Here is a 21,723-nt window from a genome sequence, read left to right on the forward strand (position 1 = left end):
TTTCGTCTGGCCGCTCGGCTGCCACCCCTGACGTCCAGCCCCGTACAAGGTAAACTTCCCGCCCTTCGCAGGAGCAGCCATGAATTATCGTCACGCCTTCCATGCCGGCAATCACGCCGATGTGTTCAAACACCTGACTTTGACCCGCCTCATCGCCCTGATGTCGCGCAAGGAGCAGCCGTTTGCCTATCTCGACACTCACGCTGGCATTGGTCTGTATGACTTGCAGGGCGATCAGGCGAGCCGTACCGGTGAATACCTGGAAGGGATCGCGCGGTTGTGGGATCAGCCGGATCTGCCGGAACTGACCGCCGATTACATGAAAGTGCTGCACGACATGAACCCGGATGGCCAGTTGCGCTATTACCCGGGGTCGCCGGAGTTGGCGCGGCGTCTGACGCGGCCGCAGGATCGGGTGATGCTTAACGAGAAGCACCCCGAGGATGGCGTGTTGCTCAAGGACAATATGGCCGGCGACCGTCGGGTGAAAGTGCATCTGGGCGAGGGCTGGCATGTGCCGCGGGCGATGTTGCCGGTGCAGGAGAAGCGGGCGGTGATGTTGATCGATCCGCCGTTCGAGCAGCTCGATGAGATGCAGCGGTGTGCGGCGTCGCTGAAAGAGGCGATTGGCCGGATGCGTCAAACGGTGGCGGCGATCTGGTATCCGGTAAAGGACCAGCGCCTGTTGCGTCGTTTTTATCAGGATTTGGCAGGTAGCGGCGCGCCGAAGTTGTTGCGCGTGGAGTTGCTGGTGCATCCGCTGGATACGCCGATCAGTTTGAACGGGTCCGGGTTGGCGATTGCGAATCCACCGTGGGGGCTGGAAGAGGAATTACGTGAACTGCTGCCGTGGTTGTCCAAGAAGCTTGGGCAGACCCAAGGTGGGTGGCAGATGGATTGGTTGATTGCAGAGAGTTGATGGCTGATCAGATGCCTTGATGGTGTCTGACAGGACGCATTCGCGGGCAAGCCTCGCTCCTACAGGAGTTTATGTCGATCACAAAATTGTGCTCAGACATCGATCCCTGTAGGAGCGAGGCTTGCCCGCGAAGCTTTTCAGGGCCCGAGATTTATATCGGGCAGGTCACGCCCGTACCGCCAATCCCGCAATACCCTTCAGGGTTCTTCGCCAGGTACTGCTGGTGATACGCCTCGGCGAAGTAGACCGTCGGCGCTTCGTCGATCTCAGTGGTGATTTCGCCTTTGCCTGCCTTGGTCAACTCAGCCTGGAACACGTCCTTACTGTGATTGGCGGCTGCCAGTTGAGTCGGGTTGGTCGCATAGATCACCGAGCGATACTGAGTGCCGATGTCATTGCCCTGGCGCATGCCTTGCGTCGGGTTGTGCAATTCCCAGAACATTTTCAGCAGTGCTTCGTAGCTGACTTTTGCCGGCTCATAGACCACCAGCACCACTTCGCTGTGCCCGGTCAGGCCCGAGCAGACTTCTTCATACGTCGGGTTCGGCGTAAAGCCGCCGGCGTAGCCCACCACCGTGCTGACCACGCCTTCGCGTTGCCAGAACTTGCGTTCCGCGCCCCAGAAGCAGCCCAGGCCGAAGATCGCGAAATCCACGTCCATCGCGAACGGGCCCAGCAGCGGGGCGTCGTGGACGAAGTGTTTTTCCGGCAGGTTCATTGGGGTTTCGCGGCCAGGCAGAGCTTGTTCTTTGGTAGGGAGCACGTTTTTGTTCACCAGGATTTCCGAGCGCAAGACCATCATCAGTCCCCTCAGTCAGGTTGAATGTAAATTGTCAGACACGCAGTTTGCCCAATGATGCCAAGTTAATCACTACCCCTGTGGGAGCGGGCTTGCTCGCGAAGGCGGTGTGTCAGGCAACAACGATGTCGACTGCCACGCCGCTTTCGCGAGCAAGCCCGCTCCCACAGGGTTTTGTGTCTAGGCAGAAAGAGCATTCAGCCAGTTTCAGGCGATGGGGCCGCGCGGGTAGCGCTTGAGCTTTTCGATCAGCTCGGCGCCCGGGATGGGGCGGTCGAACAGGTAGCCCTGGCCGACATCGCAACGGTGACGCCGCAAAAACGCAAGCTGCTCGGCGGTCTCGATGCCTTCCGCCACGACCTTGAGTTTCAGGTTGTGGGCCATGGCGATCACGGCGGAGGTGATTTCCATGTCGTCCTGGTTGTCCGGGATTTCGTGGATGAAGCTTCGATCGATCTTGATGATGTCGATCGGGAATTTTTTCAGGTAGCTGAGGGACGAATAACCGGTGCCGAAGTCGTCCATGGCCAGGGTCAGGCCCAGGCGCTTGAGCTGATCGAGCTGCAAGTGGGTGTCTTCGGTGGCTTCCAGCAGCAGGCCTTCGGTCAGCTCAAGCTCCAGCAGGTTCGCTGGCAGCGCTTCTTCCTTGAGGATGTTGGCGATGGACGCCACCAGGTCCGGGTCCGAGAACTGCTTGGGCGACAAGTTGATCGCCACTTGAAGATTGCCCAGGCCGGCGGCGGTCAGGTCTTTGCTCATGCGGCAGGCCTGGCGGGCGATCCATTTGCCGATGGGGATGATCAAGCCGGTTTCTTCGGCGACACTGATGAACTGATCCGGGCGGATCATGCCTTTTTCCGGGTGGTTCCAGCGCAGCAGCGCTTCCATGCCCAGCAGGCGACCGCTGCGCAGGCACAATTTAGGCTGATAGAACACGTCCAGCTCGTTCTGGGTCAGGGCGCGGCGCAGGTTGTTCTCGACGAACAGCTTGTAGCTGGCCTCGGCGTTCAGTGCTTCGGTGAACACCTGGACCTGATGTTTGCCGTTGGCCTTGGCCTTGTGCAGCGCCAGGCCGGCGTTGCGCATCAATGTCTGTGGATCGCGGCCATGCAGCGGCGCGCAAGCCAGGCCCACGGAGCCGGTGACGCTGATCAGCTGGTTGTCGACGAACATCGGCTTGTCGAGTGTCGCCAGCAATTGATTGGCGATCTGTTGGCCGGCACGCATGTCGGTGTTGTCCAGCAGCACGGCGAATTCGTTACTGGCGAAGCGCGCCAGACTGCCGCTCGGGCTCAGGCTGTTGCGCAGGCGCCGGGCCAGGCTGATCAGCAGTTTGTCGCCGGTCTGGTGGCCGAGGCTGTCGTTGATCCGCTTGAAGTTGTCGATGTCCACCAGCAGCAGGCTGATCGGTGTATCGGTGTCTCGGGCGAAGCGTTCGTCGAGGTTGCGGATGAACGCCGGGCGGTTACCGAGATTGGTCAGGTTGTCGGTGTAGGCCAGGCGCTCGATGCGCTGCTGGGCGAGCTTGGTCTGGGTGATGTCTTCGTAGATGCCGATGTAATGCGTCAGCTCACGGTTGTCGCCGTAGACCTTGGAAATCGACAATTGGCCCCAGTAGGGTTCGAGGTTTTTACGGCGGCTCTTGAACTCGCCCTGCCAGCTGTTGCTCTTGGCCAGCGCCGAGGGCGCGTCGAACAGCAGTTCGCTGAGGTTTTCCAGGGCCGGCAGTTCCGACAGCCGCTGGCCGTGGACTTCTTCGGTGGTGTACTGGGTGATCGCCGTGAAGCTTGGGTTGACGTATTCCACCACGCCATCGCAATTGACCAGCAAAAAGGCGTTGGCGCTTTGCTCGACCGCACGCTGGAACAGGTGCAAGGCACTCGTGGCGGTACGGCGGTTGTGGTTGTTGATGACTTGGGCGAACTGATCGGCCAGCTCGCCGGCGAAGGCGATTTCGTCCGACTGCCAGGCGCGGGTCGCGCCGGTCTGTTCCAGGCACAGCACGCCGACCACCTGGCCGTCGACGCGGATACTGGCGTCGAGCATCGCGTTCACATCGCGTGGGCGCAGGCTCTCGGCCATTTCCCGGGTGCGCGGGTCGCGCATGGCGTTGTGCGCATCGATGGCGCGGCTGCTGTGCAAGGCGTCGAGGTAATCCGGGAAGCCGCTGACGTCGATCGGATCCGGCAGTTGGTAAACCCCGGAGGCACGGTGATAGGCCGAGATCGGCACCAGCATCGAGCCGTCGAGGTTCCACAGGCTGGCGCAGTCGATTTCGTAGATATCGCAGGCGCAGCGGGTGATCAGTTCGGCGGCTTCTTGCAGGGAATTGTTGGTGCTGTAGCGCTGGCGGGTCAGCAGCAGGATCAAGTCTTGCTGGGCGCGGACCCGATCCAGATGCTGCAGTTGTTCCAGCTGGGCGCGCTGATTGAGTTCCAGGGCGATTTGCAGGCGCGAGTTCTGGGTTTCCAGGTCCAGCGACGGCAGCAGGGGGACACCCTCGAACAAACCGTCCACGACCATCAGGTAACCGCGCAGCAGGTGTCGATTGTGTTGTCGGTAGGCTTCGCCCAACTCGAGCAGGCTCAGGGAGCCTTTGGCGGTGTGCAGGTTGTAGCGGATCAGGTAATGCGGGCTGTCGCTGAGTTGCTGCTGAATCGCGTCGTGCAGCTGATAGCGCGCTTCGGGCTCCATCAGGCTGGCATACGGTGAGTCGACCAGGGCACAAAGCTCCACGGCCGGCAGACCAAACTGTCGTTCGCAATTGGGATCGAGAAACAGTAGCGCCCAGCTAGCTTCATTCAGCCGTTCGAAACGCAGCATGCCGAGCCGCGAGGGCACTGGCAATTGCGTCACTACCTCGGCCACCATACGGCTGGCGGCATCGGGTTGGCTCTTCATATGGAGGGAAACTCGCTTCGAATGTGCTGATCGCGCCGGGCTCTCGCCCTCTTTACTGTTGCCTGCGGCAAGGTTGCATCATTGCGACACTGACTGACAAGAGACATGAAGGCCAAGTGCTATAAGAATATGTCGGCAGGGGCGAAGATTTCTCCAGCAAGAGCCGAAAACTAATGCATTTGGCCTTCATTGCCTTAGCGCAACGGGATGCTGGTCGAATGCAGGTGCTGGCCGTTCCGGTCATGGTAATTGACCTGAATCTGCTCTCGATCCACCACCAGATGGGCAAAGTTGTCTTCGCTGACCACCTTGCTGGTCAATTCATGTCGATAATCTCCCGCAGCGGTTCGCGCCAGCGCCTGATCGAGAATGAAGGTGGACGCGGAGGCATACGGCAGCAATTTGCTGTTGCACAGCGGTGACGACACGATGGTGTGCACGTCGAAGTCCGGATCCTCGCTGTGGGTCAGGCGACTGCTCAGGGAGCCGTGGACATCGCCGGAAACGAAGATGACGTTCTTGATGCGGTGCGTACGAATCGTCTCCAGCAGCCGTAGTCGTTGTTCCGGGAAGGCTTTCCAGGCGTCATCACCGTTGAGTTTGCGGTCGGGGTAGAACATCACGCTGGTGACCACGAACTTGACCCGCGCCGGGCTGTGGATCAGCCATTTACACAGCGCCTGTTCCTGATCTTCGTCGAGGATGCGTCGATCATCGGGCGACAGGTTGCGGCGGGTTCGGCTGTCGGTGACAAACCATTCAATATCGCCGTCGGCGAACTGATACCAATACTGTTCCAGTTTTCGGCTTACTTGACCGTTAGCCAATAAGTCATGCGCCGGACTGTGGCTGGCTTGGTATATCTCATAGGCTGCCATGGCATTCTTATATAAATAGGCGTCGGCCTTGCTTTCGTTGGCGGGCCAGTTGTCTTCTATTTCATGATCGTCGAGGATCATATAAGTCGAGATGTTGGACATTAACCTGGCGATATTCGGCTGGGAAAACGCCGCGCGATACTTGCTGAGTATTTCCTTGTATTCCCGGTCGGGTGCAATAACGTTCAGGTCATCGACGTAAATTTGATCACCCGTCATCAACATCGCGCTGATGGGCGGCTCGGCCTGCTGCGCAAGTTCGGTGATCGAGGCAAAAATCCGGTCGCCCAGACGAGGTGCCGAAGGGATTCCCGCGGTCATGCGCAGGTAGCGGCATGAGCCGACGATGTACGCCCGCGGTGTGCTGGCCTTGCTGGGCAGGGTGCGAAAGCGATAAATCTCCCGTGGCCATTGCAGCGGCAGTTCCTGAACGGTCTCCACGGTGTGCACCGGACTCATGGGGCTGAACCATCCAGCCTGGTATTCGTACTCGGTGTCGGTGGCGAGGTTGTTGAGTGCAATCACATCGGACATATCGCGCAAGATCGACAGTTTGGCGAAGACACCTTGCGACCAACGCTCTTCTCCCGCGCGCCGATAACGAATGCCGGCAAATACCAGTGAGTTACCCTGAAGTTCTCCGCGCAAAAAAATACGTACGTGGTTAGTTGTAGTATGGCCAATAATAGGGCCGACAGTTGGTTTGAGCATGTTCGAGTCCGTTCGAAATAACGTTAACTAAGCAAGTGAGGTTTTCAGTATTTATAAGAAAATTCTGTCGAACTAAGCCTAGTTATTAAGCAGCAAAAAATATCGAGCGAAAGTCGCCATGAGTTGTGGGCGATGTAAACCACGAGTGTAGGAAGATGCTTTATTCAAGGCAAAAAAAGCCCCGCCAAATTGGCGGGGTTGAGGTACGAGCGTGGCGCTCGGAAAACGTGGAACGCGACAGGCCCTCCGGTGAAGGAGGGCCGTCGGTGTTACAGCAAGATGGTGCGGATGTCCGCCAGCAGGTCGCTCAGGCGCTTGGTGAAGCGTGCAGCAGCGGCGCCGTTGATCACACGGTGATCGTAGGACAGCGACAGTGGCAGCATCAGTTTCGGCTGGAAGGCTTTGCCGTCCCAGACTGGCTGGATGGTTGCCTTGGAAACACCGAGGATCGCCACTTCCGGCGCGTTGACGATCGGCGTGAAGCCGGTGCCGCCAATGTGGCCGAGGCTGGAAATGGTGAAGCAGGCGCCTTGCATGTCGTCAGCGGTGAGCTTCTTGTCGCGGGCTTTGGCGGCCAGCACAGCGGCCTCGGCTGCCAGTTGCAACAGGCTCTTCTGATCGACGTTCTTGATGACCGGTACCAGCAGGCCTTCAGGCGTGTCGACTGCGAAGCCGATGTTCACGTACTTCTTGCGGATGATCGCCTTGCCGCTTGGTGCCAGCGAACTGTTGAAGTCCGGCAGTTCCTTGAGCAGGTGCGCGCACGACTTGAGCAGCAGCGGCAGGATGGTCAGCTTGACGCCGGCCTTCTCTGCAACGGCTTTCTGAGCGATACGGAACGCTTCCAGGTCGGTGATATCAGCCGAATCGAACTGAGTCACGTGCGGAATGTTCAGCCAGCTGCGGTGCAGGCTCGACGCGCCGATTTGCATCAGGCGGGTCATCGGCACTTCTTCGGTTTCGCCGAAGCGGCTGAAGTCCACGACCGGAATTGGCGGGATGCCCGCGCCACCGGTTGCGCCAGCGGCAGCGGCCGGTGCTTCCTTGGCCTTCTGCATCATGGCTTTGACGTAAACCTGCACGTCTTCTTTCAGCACACGACCGTGCGGGCCGCTTGCGCCGACCGCGCTCAGCTCGACGCCGAATTCACGGGCCAGTTGGCGTACCGCCGGGCCAGCGTGAACCTTGGCGCCTGGCTTGGCCGGTGCAGCCGCGGGTGCGACAGGTGCCGCAGCAGCAGGCGTCGCTGCGGTCGGGGCAGGAGCGCTCGGTGCAGCAGCGGCGGTCGCCGGGGCAGCAGCAGGTGCAGCGCCTTTGACTTTCAGCTTCAGAATCAGGTCGCCAGTACCGACTTCGTCATCCAGCTTGATGGAAATGCTTTCCACCACGCCAGCGGCAGGCGATGGAATTTCCATGCTCGCCTTGTCGGATTCCAGGGTAATCAGCGACTGGTCGGCGGTGACGGTGTCGCCCGCCTTGACCAGTACTTCGATGATCTTGGCCTTGCCCGACGAACCGATATCCGGGACATGAATGTCCTGAACGCTGTCGGCAACTGGTGCAGTTGGGGCCGCAGCGGCTGGCGCCGGAGCAGCGGCAGCCGGTGCAGCAGCCTGAGCTGGCGCGGCAGCAGCCGGGGCCGCAGCACCTGCCACTTCCAGTTCCAGAATCAGGTCGCCAGTGCCGACTTCGTCGTTGAGCTTGACGCTGATGCTCTTGACCACGCCAGCGGCAGGCGATGGAATTTCCATGCTGGCCTTGTCGGATTCCAGGGTGATCAGCGATTGATCAGCCTCGACGGTGTCGCCGACCTTGACCTGGATCTCGATGATCTGGGCCTTGCCCGCCGAACCGATGTCCGGCACGTGCACTTGCTGGGCAGTGGCAGCAGCCGGCGCAGCAGCAGGAGCAGGCGCGGCGGCAGGCGCAGGCGCGGCGGCAGGCGCAGCAGCAGCAGCCGGTTTTGCTTCAGCCTTGGCCGCCGGCGCAGCGGCAGCCGCAGGGGCCGCAGCAGCGGCACCTTCGACTTCCAGCTCCAGCAGTTCGTCGCCTTCTTTCAGGCGGTCGCCCAGCTTCACTTTGATCGCTTTGACGATACCGGCCTTCGGCGCAGGAATTTCCATGCTCGCCTTGTCCGATTCCAGCGTCAGAATGCTCTGGTCGGCTTCGACTCGGTCGCCGACCTTCACAAACAGTTCAATTACTTCACCTTCACCGCTGCCGATGTCAGGTACGCGAATGAGTTCGCTCACAGAGTGTCTCCTCAGCAGTCCAGTGGGTTGCGTTTTTCCGGGTTGATCCCGAACTTGGCGATGGCTTCAGCCACCACTTTAGGTTCGATATCGCCACGGTCAGCCAGTGCTTCCAGGGCTGCCAACACCACGAATTGACGATCGACTTCGAAGAAGTGACGCAGCTTCTTGCGGCTATCACTGCGGCCGAAACCGTCGGTGCCCAGGACTTTGAATTCCTTGGACGGGACCCACTGACGAATTTGCTCAGCGAACAGCTTCATGTAGTCGGTAGACGCGATGACCGGACCTTTACGGCCGTTCAGGCACTCTTCGACATAGCTCAGTTTAGGCTTCTGGCCCGGGTGCAGACGGTTGCTGCGCTCGACGGCCAAGCCATCGCGACGCAGTTCGTTGAAGCTGGTAACGCTCCAGACGTCTGCGGCAACGTTGAACTCTTCACGCAGAATCTTCGCTGCTTCACGGACTTCACGCAGGATGGTGCCGGAGCCCATCAGCTGAACGTGGTGCGCCGCTTCGCGGGTGTCTTCTTCGAGCAGGTACATGCCCTTGATGATGCCTTCCTCGACACCGGCCGGCATGGCTGGCTGCTGATAGGACTCGTTCATCACGGTGATGTAGTAGAAAACGTCCTGCTGCTCTTCGGTCATCTTCTTCATGCCGTCCTGGATGATCACCGCCAGCTCGTAGCCGTAGGTTGGATCAAAGGTGCGGCAGTTCGGGATGGTGCCAGCCAGGATGTGGCTGTGACCGTCTTCGTGTTGCAGGCCTTCGCCGTTCAGCGTGGTCCGGCCGGCGGTGCCGCCGATCAGGAAGCCACGGGTGCGGCTGTCGCCAGCGGCCCAGGCGAGGTCGCCGATACGCTGGAAGCCGAACATCGAATAGAAGATGTAGAACGGCAGCATTGGCTGGTTGTGGCTGGAGTACGAAGTACCGGCAGCGATGAAGGAGCTCATGGCGCCCGCTTCGTTGATGCCTTCTTCGAGGATCTGGCCCTTCTTGTCTTCCTTGTAGAACATCACCTGGTCTTTATCGACTGGCTCGTAGAGCTGGCCGACGGACGAGTAGATGCCCAACTGACGGAACATGCCTTCCATACCGAAGGTACGGGCTTCGTCCGGGATGATCGGGACGATGCGCGAGCCGATTTCCTTGTCCTTGACCAGTTGCGCGAGGATCCGCACGAAGGCCATGGTGGTGGAAATTTCACGGTCGCCCGAGCCGTCCAGGATAGCCTTGAGGGTATTGAGTGGCGGTGTCGGGATATCGAAGCTCTTGGCGCGGCGCTGTGGCACAAAACCGCCCAGTGCCGTGCGGCGTTCGCTCAGGTAACGGGCTTCGGCGCTGTTTGGCTCTGGCTTGAAGAACGGCAGGTTTTCCAGCTCTTCGTCGCGCACAGGGATGTCGAAGCGATCGCGGAACAGCTTCAGGCTTTCAACATCAACCTTCTTGGTGTTGTGCGCGGTGTTTTTCGCTTCGCCGGCACCAGTGCCATAACCCTTGATGGTCTTGGCCAGGATGACGGTCGGTTGTTCTTTGTGGTTGACCGCTTCGTGGTACGCCGCGTAGACCTTGTACGGGTCGTGGCCGCCACGGTTGAGTTTCCAGATCTCGTCGTCGGACAGATCAGCAACCATCGCCTTGAGTTCCGGCGTGTTGAAGAAGTGTTCACGCACGAACGCGCCGTCTTTGGCTTTGTAGTTCTGGTACTCGCCGTCGATGACTTCGTCCATGCGGCGTTGCAGGATACCGTCGACGTCTTTGGCCAGCAGTGGGTCCCAGAAACGGCCCCAGATAACTTTGGTCACGTTCCACTGAGCACCGCGGAACACGCCTTCGAGTTCCTGAATGATCTTGCCGTTGCCGCGAACCGGGCCGTCGAGGCGCTGCAGGTTGCAGTTGATGACGAAGATCAGGTTGTCGAGCTTCTCGCGGCCAGCCAGCGAGATTGCGCCCAGGGATTCCGGCTCGTCGCACTCGCCGTCGCCCAGGAAGCACCAGACTTTCTGCTTGCCTTCAGGAATGAAGCCACGGGCTTCCAGGTACTTCATGAAACGTGCCTGGTAGATCGCCTGGATCGGGCCCAGACCCATGGAAACCGTCGGGAACTGCCAGAAATCAGGCATCAGCCAAGGGTGCGGATAGGACGAGAGGCCCTGACCGTCGACTTCCTGGCGGAAGTTGTTCATCTGGTCTTCGGTGATGCGGCCTTCCATGAACGCACGGGCGTAAACGCCTGGCGAGGTGTGGCCCTGGAAGTAGATCAGGTCGCCGCCGTGTTCGTCGGTCGGGGCCTGGAAGAAATAGTTGAAGCCGATGTCATACAGGGTGGCGCTGGAGGCGAAGCTGGAGATGTGACCGCCCAGATCCGAATCTTTCAGGTTCGTGCGCATCACCATGGCCATCGCGTTCCAGCGTACCAGCGAGCGAATGCGGCGTTCCATGAACAGGTCGCCAGGCATGCGTGCTTCGTGGGTAACGGGAATGGTGTTGCGGTATGGCGTGGTGATGGCGTAAGGCAACTGCGAACCGCTGCGGGTTGCGAGTTCGCCCATACGGGTCATCAGATAGTGAGCGCGGTCTTCGCCTTCTTTGTCGAGAACCGATTCCAGGGCGTCCAGCCATTCCTGGGTTTCGACGGGATCGAGGTCTTGCATGGCTTGCTCCAGGGCGGAAAGGCTTCCAGAATCGGTTGCCTGAGTTTGCGACTGGCCTTGTGGGCAGACGATATAAATTCTTGGATTGCCGAGTGGTAGGTTCCGGCGGCGTGTAGTTTTACTACAAATCATCGGGCATTTCAGCTATCTGGATGTATATACGAGTAGTAAAACTACAGATGAGCGGCTTGTGGCCTCCGGCTGCGTTGTGAGAATAATCGTTAAGGTTGGTCTTTTGCCAACCGAAAAAGGTGAAAGCTTGATGCGGTCTGCCAAAAATAGAGAAATTTCAGCTATTTCTAACCTTTGTTCGACAGTCGATCACGTAGTGCATTTTGAAAATTCACTACATGCCGCCCTCTACACGCCGATCAAGGATAGACCATGAGCCTCCCTCCGCTTGCCGAACTGCCCGGCATTCTCCTGCCGTTTGTCACCCGCGCCGAGCAGTCGTTCCGCACCGCCGTTGCCGAACTCGACGACGACCATGGCCTGTCTGCCTGGACGCCTGAACGCTGGGCGCAATTCGCCCGCGTCACCGCCGCCAGCGACTTCGTGACCGAACAGAGCGTGCGTGACCCCTTGATGTTGCTGGCGCTGGTGCAGTCCGGCGAACTGGACCGCAGTTTCGCGCCCGGCGAGTTGTGCGGGCAGATCGCGGCGGCGGTGAATGCGGCCGAAACCGACGACGAGCTAGGTCGTGCCTTGCGCCGTCAGCGCACCCGTCAGCAAGTGCGGATCATCTGGCGCGACCTGACTCGCCAGGCCGACCTGGTCCAGACCTGCCGCGACCTCTCGGACATGGCCGATGCGAGCATCGATCAGGCCTATCAGTGGTTGTACTCGCGGCATTGCCAGCAGTTCGGCGTGCCCACCGGACGGCGCAGTGGCGAGCCGCAGCAGATGGTCATTCTCGGCATGGGCAAGCTCGGGGCAGTGGAGCTCAATCTGTCGTCGGACATCGACCTGATCTTCGCCTACCCCGAGGGCGGCGAAACCGTTGGTGTGAAACGCTCGCTGGATAACCAGGAATTCTTCATTCGTCTCGGCCAGCGCTTGATCAAGGCGCTGGACCCGATGACCGTCGATGGTTTTGTATTCCGCGTCGACATGCGTCTGCGGCCCTACGGTTCGGCCGGTGCGCTGGTGCTGAGCTTCAACGCGCTGGAGCAGTATTACCAGGACCAGGGCCGCGACTGGGAACGCTACGCGATGATCAAGTCGCGGGTGGTGGCTGGCGATCAAGTGGCCGGCGCGCAACTGCAAGAGATGCTGCGCCCGTTCGTTTACCGGCGTTACCTCGACTTCTCGGCGATCGAAGCGCTGCGCACCATGAAGCAGCTGATCCAGCAGGAAGTGCGGCGCAAGGGCATGGCCGACAACATCAAGCTCGGCTCCGGCGGCATCCGCGAAGTGGAGTTTATCGCCCAGGCGTTCCAGCTGATCCACGGCGGTCGCGACCTGAGCCTGCAGCAACGTCCTCTATTAAAAGTACTGAGTACCCTGGAAGGTCAGGGTTACCTGCCACCGGCCGTGATCAGCGAACTGCGCGAAGGCTACGAGTTCCTGCGGTACACCGAGCACGCGATCCAGGCGATTGCCGACCGCCAGACCCAGATGCTGCCGGACGGCGCGCAGGATCAGGCGCGCATTGCCTTTATGTTGGGATTTGCCGACTGGGAGGCTTTCCATGAGCAATTGATGTACTGGCGGGGCCGCGTGGCGTGGCACTTCGGTCAGGTGATTGCCGATCCCGATGAAGAGGAAGGCACGGAAAGCGAAGTGGTGGTCGGCGGCGAATGGCTGCCGCTGTGGGAAGAAGCCCAGGATGAAGAAGCCGCCTGCCGCCAGTTGGAAGAGGGCGGTTTTGCCGACCCCACCAAGGCCCTGAAAGCGTTGGTCGGTCTGCGCGGCAGCCCGCAACTGCGCGCGATGCAACGCTTGGGGCGCGAACGCCTCGATGCGTTTATTCCGAGGTTGCTGGCTCAGGCGGTCGAGCATGCCAATCCGGATCTGGTGCTGGAGCGTGTGCTGCCGCTGGTTGAGGCGGTGGCCCGCCGTTCGGCGTATCTGGTGTTGCTGACCGAGAACCCCGGCGCGTTGCGACGTTTGCTGACCTTGTGCGCTGCGAGCCCATGGATCGCCGAGCAGATCACCCGCTTCCCGCTGCTGCTCGACGAGTTGCTCAATGAAGGGCGATTGTTCAAACCGCCCCTGGCGCCGGAACTGGCCGCTGAATTGCGTGAGCGTCTGACCCGGATTCCCGAAGACGACCTCGAACAGCAAATGGAAGCCTTGCGGCATTTCAAACTGGCGCACCGTTTACGGGTCGCCGCTTCGGAAATTGCCGGCAGCCTGCCGTTGATGAAAGTCAGCGATTACCTGACCTGGCTCGCTGAAGCGATCCTCGAGCAAGTGCTGGCCCTGGCCTGGCGCCAGACCGTGGCCAAATACGGCACGCCTTTGCGCACCGATGGCACGTTGTGCGATCCGGGCTTCATCATTGTCGGTTATGGGAAAGTCGGCGGCCTGGAACTGGGGCATGGTTCGGACCTGGACCTGGTGTTCATCCACGACGGTGATCCACAGGCGGAAACCAACGGGCCGAAACCTATCGACGGCGCGCAATTCTTCACCCGGCTGGGGCAGCGGATCATTCACTTGCTCACGGCTCAGACCAACTCCGGCCAGCTGTATGAAGTCGATATGCGGCTGCGGCCTTCCGGCGCCTCTGGGTTGCTGGTGAGTTCGGTCGGGGCGTTTGCCCGGTATCAGGAAAACGAAGCCTGGACCTGGGAACATCAGGCGCTGGTGCGGGCGCGGGTGCTGGTGGGCAGCCAGGATGTCGGCCAGGCATTCGAGAAGGTGCGCGCGGCGATATTGGGCAAGCCACGGGACCTGACGACCTTGCGTCAGGAGGTCAGCGAAATGCGCGCCAAGATGCGCGATAACCTCGGCAGCAAGAGCACCGCGGCCGGCACTGCGGCAAACGCCTTCGAGGCCACGGCGCCGTTCGATCTCAAGCAGGACGCCGGAGGTATCGTCGATATTGAATTTATGGTGCAATACGCGGCCCTGGCGTGGTCCGAAACACACCCGCCATTGCTGCGCTGGACGGATAACATCCGCATTCTGGAAGAGCTGGAGCACGAAGGGCTGATGCCCGCCGAAGACGCCAGCCTGTTGCGCGAGGCCTACAAAGCCTACCGCTCCGCCGCGCACCGACAGGCCTTGCAGAAGGACGCCGGGGTGATACCGGGCGACCAGTTTGTCGATGAACGCCGGCAGGTATTGCGGATTTGGCGTGAGCTGGGGTTAAGCTGAAACTGACCTGGAAGGTGGCGGGCTTTTGTGGCGAGGGAGCTTGCTCCTGCTCGGCTGCGAAGCAGTCGTAACTCAGTCGGCGCGGTTCGCCAGATGAAACTCAGTGGCAGGTTTTGGGGCTGCTTTGCAGCCCAGCGGGAGCAAGCTCCCTCGCCACACAGTTTTATGCTGACTGAAATTGATGTGTATGAAATTGATCCGACGAGCCCCAACCGGCTCGTCCAAATGACCTGGCAGCCAAGGCTGCGGGTGCTGGATTCTCGAGGCGGGGAGGCGTATGCCTCCCCGGCTCGTTTATGGAAACCACATGAAAATTCTGATCGTTGGGCCCAGTTGGGTCGGTGACATGGTGATGGCGCAGACACTTTTTCAGTGTCTCAAGCAACGCCACCCGCAATGCGAAATCGACGTCCTGGCCCCCGAATGGAGCCGGCCGATCCTGGAGCGCATGCCCGAAGTTCGTCAGGCCTTGAGCTTTCCACTCGGCCACGGCGCCTTGGAGCTGGCGACGCGTCGGCGCATCGGCAAATCCCTGGCCGGCCAGTACGACCAGGCGATCCTGCTGCCAAACTCCTTGAAGTCGGCGCTGGTGCCGTTCTTCGCCGGCATCCCGAAACGCACCGGCTGGCGCGGCGAATTCCGCTACGGCCTGCTTAATGACGTGCGTACGCTGGATAAAGAACGTTATCCGCTGATGATCGAGCGCTTCATGGCGCTGGCTTATGAGCGCGGTGCCGAACTGCCGACACCGTATCCACGGCCGAGCCTGCAGATCGACCCGGTCACCCGCGAGGCGGCGCTGGCCAAGTTCGGTCTGGCCCTCGACCGTCCGGTGTTGGCCCTGTGCCCCGGCGCCGAGTTCGGCGAATCAAAGCGCTGGCCGTCCGAGCACTACGCCAAGGTCGCCGAAGCGAAGATCCGCGAAGGCTGGCAGGTCTGGTTGTTCGGTTCGAAAAACGATCACGCGGTCGGCGAAGATATCCGCGCGCGGCTGATTCCCGGTCTGCGCGAAGAGTCGGTCAACCTCAGTGGCGGCACCTCCCTGGCCGAGGCCATTGACTTGATGTCCTGCGCCGATTCGGTGGTGTCCAACGACTCCGGCCTGATGCACGTCGCCGCAGCGCTGAACCGTCCGCTGGTGGCGGTCTACGGTTCGACGTCGCCGGGCTTCACGCCACCCTTGGCCGAGCACGTCGAGATCGTGCGTCTGGGCCTCGAATGCAGCCCGTGCTTCGATCGCACCTGCCGCTTCGGTCATTACAACTGTCTGCGCCAACTCATGCCGCAAGCGGTGAACGAAGCCTTGCAGCGGTTGCAAGGCACTGTGGTCGAGGTCAAATAGTTTGCGCGTTCTGCTGATCAAGACTTCTTCGCTGGGCGACGTGATTCACGCGTTGCCAGCGTTGACCGACGCGGCGCGGGCGATCCCCGGCATCACGTTCGACTGGGTTGTGGAAGAAGGCTTCGCCGAAATCCCGACCTGGCACCCGGCCGTGGGCAAGGTGATTCCGGTGGCGATCCGTCGCTGGCGCAAGAACCTCTGGCAAACCCTAAAAAGTGGCGAGTGGAAGCGCTTCAAGCAAAGCGTTCGCGCGACCCAATACGATCTGGTGATTGATGCCCAGGGCCTGCTGAAAAGCGCCTGGTTGACGCGCTATGTCAAAGCACCGGTCGCCGGGCTCGACAAGGACTCGGCGCGCGAGCCCATCGCCGCACGTTTTTATTCCCGTCGCCTGGCGGTGGGCCGTGGACAACACGCGGTAGAGCGGGTGCGTCAATTGTTCGCCCTGGCACTGGGCTACGACTTGCCCAAAGGCCTGGGCGATTACGGCCTGAACGTCGAACGCCTGGTGGAACTGCCGCGCAAGAATCCGTACGTGCTGTTTCTGCACGGCACCACCTGGGACACCAAGCACTGGCCGGAAGCCTATTGGCGTGAACTGGCCGAGCGCGTGGGTTATCTGGGTGTCGCCGTGAAACTACCGTGGGGCAATCCCATTGAAAAAGCCCGGGCCGAACGGATTGCCGCAGGGTTTCGACATGTCGAAGTGCTGCCCAAACTGAACCTGGCGGGTGTCGGCAAAGTACTCGCCAGCGCTCAGGCCTGCGTGGCTGTGGACACCGGCCTCGGCCACTTGGCCGCCGCACTCGACGTACCGACCCTGTCGCTGTTCGGCCCGACCAACCCGGGGCTGACCGGCGCCTACGGCAAGGCACAGATTCACATCGCCAGCGACTTCCCCTGCGCGCCGTGCCTGCAAAAGAAATGTACGTATCAACCGACGGCCGAAGATGCCCGTCAGTTCGACCTGAAACGCGAGTGGCCCCTGTGCTTCACGCGTCTGAATCCCGAGCGTGTCGCGACCCGACTGAGCACGTTGTTACTGGCTGAGGAGCTGCGCTGATGCAATTGGCATTCGTCTTGTACAAGTACTTTCCGTTCGGGGGCTTGCAGCGCGACTTCATGCGCATCGCCCTGGAGTGCCAACAGCGCGGCCATCAGATTCGCGTCTACACGCTGATCTGGGAAGGCGATGTCCCGCCGGGTTTCGAAGTGCTGGTGGCACCGGTCAAAGCCTTCTTCAACCATCGCCGTAATGAAAAGCTCAGCGAGTGGATGGAAGCGGACCTGGCCAAGCGTCCCGTGGACCGTCTGATCGGCTTCAACAAAATGCCGGGGCTGGACGTTTACTACGCCGCCGACGGCTGTTTCGAAGACAAGGCGCAGAACCTGCGCAACTCGCTGTACCGCCGTTGGGGCCGCTACCGGCACTTCGCCGAGTACGAGCGCGCGGTGTTCGCCAAGGACGCCAAGACTGAAGTGCTGATGATTTCCGAAGTCCAGCAGCCGCTGTTCATCAAGCATTACGACACACCGCTGGAACGCTTCCATTTGCTGCCACCGGGTATTTCCCAGGACCGTCGCGCGCCGGCGAATGCCGCTGAAATCCGTGCCGATTTCCGTCGCGAGTTCAACCTCAAGGATGATGAGCTGCTGCTGGTGCAGATCGGCTCCGGGTTCAAGACCAAGGGCGTGGATCGCAGTCTTAAGGCGCTGGCTGCGTTGCCCGCTGATCTGAAGAAACGCACCCGGCTGTTTGTAATTGGCCAGGATGACCCCAAATTATTCCAGATGCAGAGCGCCACCTTGGGGCTCGGCGACAATGTGACGTTCCTCAAGGGCCGCAGCGATATCCCGCGTTTCCTGCTGGGTGCCGAACTGCTGATTCATCCGGCGTATAACGAAAACACCGGGACTGTGTTGCTCGAAGCCTTGGTGGCCGGATTGCCGGTATTGGTGAGTGCGGTCTGTGGTTACGCCCATTACATCGCCGAGGCCGACGCTGGCCTGGTGTTGGACGAACCGTTCGATCAGGCGCAACTGACCCAGTACCTGACCGGCATGTTGAACGACGCTCAAGCACGGGCGGCCTGGAGCCGCAACGGTCTGGCCTTCGCTGAGACGGCCGACCTCTACAGCATGCCGCAGCACGCGGCCGATGTGATTCTGGCGGAGCACGCTTAATGAAGTTGATGCTGGCTGAACCGTTCAAGAGCCTTTGGGCCGGACGCGATGCGTTCACCGAAGTCGAAGGCTTGCAGGGCGAGGTTTACCGTGAACTGGAAGCGCGCCGGACCTTGCGCACTGAAGTGAACGGCAATGGCTTTTTCGTCAAGATCCACCGTGGCATCGGTTGGGGCGAGATCTTCAAGAATCTGCTGACGGCCAAGCTGCCGGTACTCGGCGCGGGCCAGGAGTGGAAGGCCATTCAGCGCCTGAAAGAAGTCGGCGTGCCGACCATGACCGCCGTCGCTTACGGCGAGAAGGGCAGCAACCCGGCGGATCAGCACTCGTTTATCGTCACCGAAGAGCTGGCGCCCACCGTCAGCCTCGAAGACTTCAGCATCGACTGGATCAAGAACCCGCCCGAGCCCAAACTCAAGCGCGCGCTGATCGCCGAGGTCGCGCGCATGACCGGCATGATGCACCGCGCCGGGGTCAACCACCGCGACTGCTACATCTGTCACTTCCTGCTGCACACCGATAAACCGGTGACGGCCGACGACTTCAAGCTCTCGGTGATCGACCTGCACCGCGCCCAGACCCGCCCGGCGATCACCCAGCGCTGGCGCAACAAGGATCTGGCGGCGCTGTACTTTTCGGCCCTGGACATCGGTCTGACCAGACGCGACAAGCTGCGCTTCCTCAAAGGCTACTTCCAACAGCCCTTGCGCCAGATTCTGGGCGAGGAAGCCGGATTGCTCGCCTGGCTCGAAGGCAAGGCCAACAAACTCTACGACCGTAAACAGCGATACGGGGATGCGCTCTGATGCCGGGTTGGAAACTGGAACCTGAATACAGCGACCTGGCGGAAGATTTTGGCAGCCTGGAAGCGGTGTTCGAGCTGCAGGGCGAACGCTTGACCCGCGACCCGTTGTCCGAGGTCATCCGCGTCAATCGCAACGGCGTCAATTATTACGTCAAACGTTACGTAGGTGCCGGCAAAGGCCTGCGCCGTTATTTGGGCAAGCCTCGGGTCAAGGCCGAATGGCAGAACCTCAAGCGTTTCGCCAAGTGGGGCATTCCGACCGCTGAAGTGGTTGCCTGGGGGCTGGAGCGGCGCGGTGCGGCGTATGCCCGTGGCGCGATGATCACCCGCGAACTGCCCAACACCGAAGACTTGTCGGCCCTCGCAGACCGGCACGATCCCAAGTTGGCGGACCGCGCCTGGGTCGATACGGTCAGTCGTCAGTTGGCCGGTTACACCCGGACCATGCACGACAACCGTTTCACCCATAACGATTTGAAGTGGCGCAACCTGTTGATCGACGACGAGGCCAAGCTGTTCCTGATCGATTGCCCCAACGGCGATTTCTGGCGCGGCTTCTGGCTCAAGTACCGGATCACCAAGGACCTGGCCTGTCTCGACAAGGTGGCCAAATATCACCTGTCGGCCACCCAGCGCTTGCGCTTTTACCTGCAATACCGCCAGCGTGACCGGCTGAACGCCGACGACAAAAAACGCATCCGGCACGTGGTGAGATTTTTCGAGGGACGCGAATGACTGATTTTCTGGCCGCTGAAGACCGTGCGCTGCTTGAGCGTCACGGCCTCGGCACTTTTGACGCACTGTGGGCTCGGCAGCTCGACGCGGTGGATGAACCCAACACCGTCGGTGGCGGCTGGAGCAGCGTGTTTCGGCTGGATCTGGAAGGTCATGGCTTCTACCTCAAGCGCCAGAGCAACTACCTGACGCGCACCTTCCATGCGCCGTTCGGCGAACCGAGTTTTGCCCGCGAGTTTCGCAACATCAGTCGTTATCAGAAGTTGGGTATTCCGGCGCTGAAAGCGGCGTTTTTTGGTGAGCGCAAAGTCGACGGGGAAGTGCGGGCGGTTCTGCTGACGCGCGCGCTGGACGGTTGGGACGATCTGGATTCGCTGTTGCAGCGCTGGTCGGACCTGAGCGAGGCGCAACACTCGGCCATTATGAAAGCCTGTGGCGAACTGGCGCGGCGCCTGCACGGCGTGCGCCAGGTCCACGGTTGCTTCTACCCCAAACACATTTTTCTGCAGGCCACGGGCGACGGTTATCAGGCGCAGTTGATCGACCTGGAAAAAACCCGGCCGTTGCTGTTCGGCCAGCGTGACCGGGTCAAGGACCTGGAGCCGCTGCTGCGCCGCGCCCCGGAATGGACTGAAGCGCAGTTGCGCGAGTTGTTGTCGGTTTACGTGGATCAGCCACGGGACAGTTCGCTGGTGGACAGTTGGGTTTCGCGCCTGACCGCGCGACGCAGTCACAAGGAGGCGCGCTGATGCGCTTGTCCGAATTGAAAGGCGCCGGTCGCAGCCCGAGCTTGCCGATGAGTATTTCACTGGCCGACGCCGCCGGGCCCGCCGAGCTGCAGTTGCTGAGCTTGTTGCGCGTATTGCCGGGGCAGCGTTACGTCGGCGCCGGCGTGTGGCGCGGTCGGCCGGTACTGGCCAAGTTGTTGGTCGGCAGCAAGGCGGCGCGGCATTTTCAGCGTGAACTGGACGGCGTGCGTTTGCTCGCCGATCAAGGGCTGACCACGCCCCAGTTGCTGGTGGACGGCCTGAAAGAAGGCGAGGGCGGCTGGTTGCTGTTCGATTTCCTTGAGGGTGCCGAAAGCCTGGGGGAGACCTGGAAAAAAGTCGAACACTTGCCAGTGCTGGCGGATATGCAAGGGGCCGTGCTGGCCGAGGCGTTGGGCGCCATTGGCCAAATGCATCGCAAGGGGCTCTGGCAGGAAGACCTGCACCTGGACAACCTTTTGCGTCAGCGAGGTCGGTTGTACCTGATCGATGGCGGCGGCGTCTGTGCTGAAACGCCGGGCCAGCCGCTGTCACGGCAAAAGGTCCTGGAAAACCTCGGCGTGTTCTTCGCCCAGTTGCCCAAGTCGCTGGAACCGTTCACCGAAGAATTGCTGGTGTATTACCTGCTGAGTAACGGCGAACACGCGTTGCCGATGGAAGCGTTGCAGAAGCAGATCGACAAGGTTCGCAGTTGGCGTTTGAAGGACTATCTGATCAAGGTGGGCCGCGAGTGCTCGTTGTTCAGCGTTCAGCGCGGCGCGTTCGGCCTGCGGGCCATTCGTCGCGAAGAAGCAGCAGCTATGCTGCCGGTGCTGGAGCAGGCCGATGCGTTGCTCGATCAGGGTCATTTGTACAAGACCGGCGGCGCGGCGAGCGTAGGAAAAGTCGAGGTTGATGGTCGGACGCTGGTGATCAAGCGCTACAACATCAAAGGCTTTGCACACTGGCTCAAACGCTTCTGGCGCCCGAGCCGTGCCTGGCACTCGTGGCGCGAAGGCAATCGCCTCGCGTTCCTCGGCATCGCCACGCCCAAACCGTTGGCGTTGCTGGAAAAGCGTTTTCTCTGGTTGCGCAGCCGGGCGTACCTGGTGACCGAGTATCTGCCGGGGCCGGACATCATTGAGCGCTTTGCGCCGTATGTCGACAGTGGTGCTGCGCCCGAAGTTGAATTGCTGGCGCTGGATCATTTGTTTGCCGAGCTGATCCGTGAGCGCATCAGTCATGGGGATTTCAAGGGACATAACCTGTTCTGGCAGCAGGATCGCTGGGCGCTGATCGATCTGGATTCGATGTGTCAGCATGGCTCTGTGGGGAGCTTTGCCCCGGCGTATGCGCGGGACCGGGCGCGGTTCATGCGTAACTGGCCCGAGAGCAGCGCGCTGTATCAGGTCATCGATCAGCGTCTGCCCAAGGACATCTCGGGCGCTGCCTGAATCGGGTCTTCGACCC

14 protein-coding genes are annotated in these 21,723 nt (G+C 60.7%); 9 read left to right on the forward strand and 5 right to left on the reverse strand.

Annotated elements, in window-relative coordinates:
- The first annotated feature begins 79 nt into the window (after window positions 1–79).
- Window positions 80–919 (forward strand): 23S rRNA (adenine(2030)-N(6))-methyltransferase RlmJ, encoded by an 840-nt coding sequence (locus ACA051_RS02315; protein WP_497373358.1) that lies wholly within the window; start codon window positions 80–82, stop codon window positions 917–919.
- 151 nt (window positions 920–1,070) lie between these two features.
- Here ACA051_RS02315 and msrA read toward each other — a convergent pair whose 3' ends face one another.
- The 5 genes from msrA to aceE all read right to left on the reverse strand — a co-directional run bounded on the left by msrA (window position 1,071) and on the right by aceE (window position 11,117).
- On the reverse strand, window positions 1,071–1,718 hold the full coding sequence (gene msrA, locus ACA051_RS02320; RefSeq protein WP_497310528.1) for a peptide-methionine (S)-S-oxide reductase MsrA: 648 nt from the start codon (window positions 1,716–1,718) through the stop codon (window positions 1,071–1,073).
- A 207-nt stretch (window positions 1,719–1,925) separates the two neighbouring features.
- Window positions 1,926–4,619 (reverse strand): putative bifunctional diguanylate cyclase/phosphodiesterase, encoded by a 2,694-nt coding sequence (locus ACA051_RS02325; protein ID WP_497373360.1) that lies wholly within the window; start codon window positions 4,617–4,619, stop codon window positions 1,926–1,928.
- A gap of 194 nt (window positions 4,620–4,813) precedes the next feature.
- A complete protein-coding gene (locus ACA051_RS02330) occupies window positions 4,814–6,208 on the reverse strand; it encodes an alkaline phosphatase D family protein (RefSeq protein ID WP_497373362.1) in 1,395 nt (464 codons plus the stop codon).
- A 269-nt stretch (window positions 6,209–6,477) separates the two neighbouring features.
- A complete protein-coding gene (gene aceF, locus ACA051_RS02335) occupies window positions 6,478–8,460 on the reverse strand; it encodes a dihydrolipoyllysine-residue acetyltransferase (protein WP_497373364.1) in 1,983 nt (660 codons plus the stop codon).
- A gap of 11 nt (window positions 8,461–8,471) precedes the next feature.
- The gene (aceE, locus tag ACA051_RS02340; protein WP_497307336.1) at window positions 8,472–11,117 is read right to left on the reverse strand and encodes a pyruvate dehydrogenase (acetyl-transferring), homodimeric type; all 2,646 of its coding nucleotides are present in this window, start codon (window positions 11,115–11,117) and stop codon (window positions 8,472–8,474) included.
- Window positions 11,118–11,501: 384 nt separating this feature from the next.
- On the opposite strand from aceE, the gene glnE reads away from it, so the two are divergent.
- The 8 genes from glnE (at window position 11,502) to ACA051_RS02380 (ending at window position 21,707) form a co-directional block, all read left to right on the forward strand.
- A complete protein-coding gene (gene glnE / locus ACA051_RS02345; RefSeq protein WP_497373366.1) occupies window positions 11,502–14,441 on the forward strand; it encodes a bifunctional [glutamate--ammonia ligase]-adenylyl-L-tyrosine phosphorylase/[glutamate--ammonia-ligase] adenylyltransferase in 2,940 nt (979 codons plus the stop codon).
- A 307-nt stretch (window positions 14,442–14,748) separates the two neighbouring features.
- Complete coding sequence (waaF, locus tag ACA051_RS02350) at window positions 14,749–15,783, forward strand: lipopolysaccharide heptosyltransferase II (RefSeq protein WP_497307339.1); 1,035 nt, start codon at window positions 14,749–14,751, stop codon at window positions 15,781–15,783.
- Window position 15,784: 1 nt separating this feature from the next.
- The gene (gene waaC / locus ACA051_RS02355) at window positions 15,785–16,846 is read left to right on the forward strand and encodes a lipopolysaccharide heptosyltransferase I (RefSeq protein ID WP_497307341.1); all 1,062 of its coding nucleotides are present in this window, start codon (window positions 15,785–15,787) and stop codon (window positions 16,844–16,846) included.
- On the forward strand, window positions 16,846–17,967 hold the full coding sequence (locus ACA051_RS02360; protein WP_497373368.1) for a glycosyltransferase family 4 protein: 1,122 nt from the start codon (window positions 16,846–16,848) through the stop codon (window positions 17,965–17,967). Before waaC ends, ACA051_RS02360 begins: the two co-directional genes overlap by 1 nt.
- A complete protein-coding gene (gene rfaP, locus ACA051_RS02365; RefSeq protein ID WP_497307343.1) occupies window positions 17,967–18,773 on the forward strand; it encodes a lipopolysaccharide core heptose(I) kinase RfaP in 807 nt (268 codons plus the stop codon). Before ACA051_RS02360 ends, rfaP begins: the two co-directional genes overlap by 1 nt.
- On the forward strand, window positions 18,773–19,507 hold the full coding sequence (locus ACA051_RS02370) for a lipopolysaccharide kinase InaA family protein (protein ID WP_497307344.1): 735 nt from the start codon (window positions 18,773–18,775) through the stop codon (window positions 19,505–19,507). Before rfaP ends, ACA051_RS02370 begins: the two co-directional genes overlap by 1 nt.
- On the forward strand, window positions 19,504–20,256 hold the full coding sequence (locus ACA051_RS02375; RefSeq protein WP_497307346.1) for a lipopolysaccharide kinase InaA family protein: 753 nt from the start codon (window positions 19,504–19,506) through the stop codon (window positions 20,254–20,256). The genes ACA051_RS02370 and ACA051_RS02375 overlap by 4 nt, the downstream gene beginning before the upstream one ends.
- On the forward strand, window positions 20,256–21,707 hold the full coding sequence (locus tag ACA051_RS02380) for a lipopolysaccharide kinase InaA family protein (protein WP_497307348.1): 1,452 nt from the start codon (window positions 20,256–20,258) through the stop codon (window positions 21,705–21,707). Before ACA051_RS02375 ends, ACA051_RS02380 begins: the two co-directional genes overlap by 1 nt.
- Window positions 21,708–21,723 lie beyond the last annotated feature (16 nt).

It is taken from the genome of Pseudomonas sp. LBUM1669, from assembly GCF_059695705.1.

Excerpts from the sequence above, each read along its gene's own strand:
- rfaP (WP_497307343.1), top strand. The coding sequence starts at position 17,967 with ATGAAGTTGATGCTGGCTGAACCGTTCAAGAGCCTTTGGGCCGGACGC.
- glnE (WP_497373366.1), top strand. The coding sequence starts at position 11,502 with ATGAGCCTCCCTCCGCTTGCCGAACTGCCCGGCATTCTCCTGCCGTTT.
- aceE (WP_497307336.1), bottom strand. The coding sequence starts at position 11,117 with ATGCAAGACCTCGATCCCGTCGAAACCCAGGAATGGCTGGACGCCCTG.
- ACA051_RS02330 (WP_497373362.1), bottom strand. The coding sequence starts at position 6,208 with ATGCTCAAACCAACTGTCGGCCCTATTATTGGCCATACTACAACTAAC.
- ACA051_RS02380 (WP_497307348.1), top strand. The coding sequence starts at position 20,256 with ATGCGCTTGTCCGAATTGAAAGGCGCCGGTCGCAGCCCGAGCTTGCCG.
- ACA051_RS02325 (WP_497373360.1), bottom strand. The coding sequence starts at position 4,619 with ATGAAGAGCCAACCCGATGCCGCCAGCCGTATGGTGGCCGAGGTAGTG.
- ACA051_RS02370 (WP_497307344.1), top strand. The coding sequence starts at position 18,773 with ATGCCGGGTTGGAAACTGGAACCTGAATACAGCGACCTGGCGGAAGAT.
- waaF (WP_497307339.1), top strand. The coding sequence starts at position 14,749 with ATGAAAATTCTGATCGTTGGGCCCAGTTGGGTCGGTGACATGGTGATG.
- msrA (WP_497310528.1), bottom strand. The coding sequence starts at position 1,718 with ATGGTCTTGCGCTCGGAAATCCTGGTGAACAAAAACGTGCTCCCTACC.
- ACA051_RS02375 (WP_497307346.1), top strand. The coding sequence starts at position 19,504 with ATGACTGATTTTCTGGCCGCTGAAGACCGTGCGCTGCTTGAGCGTCAC.
- ACA051_RS02315 (WP_497373358.1), top strand. The coding sequence starts at position 80 with ATGAATTATCGTCACGCCTTCCATGCCGGCAATCACGCCGATGTGTTC.
- ACA051_RS02360 (WP_497373368.1), top strand. The coding sequence starts at position 16,846 with ATGCAATTGGCATTCGTCTTGTACAAGTACTTTCCGTTCGGGGGCTTG.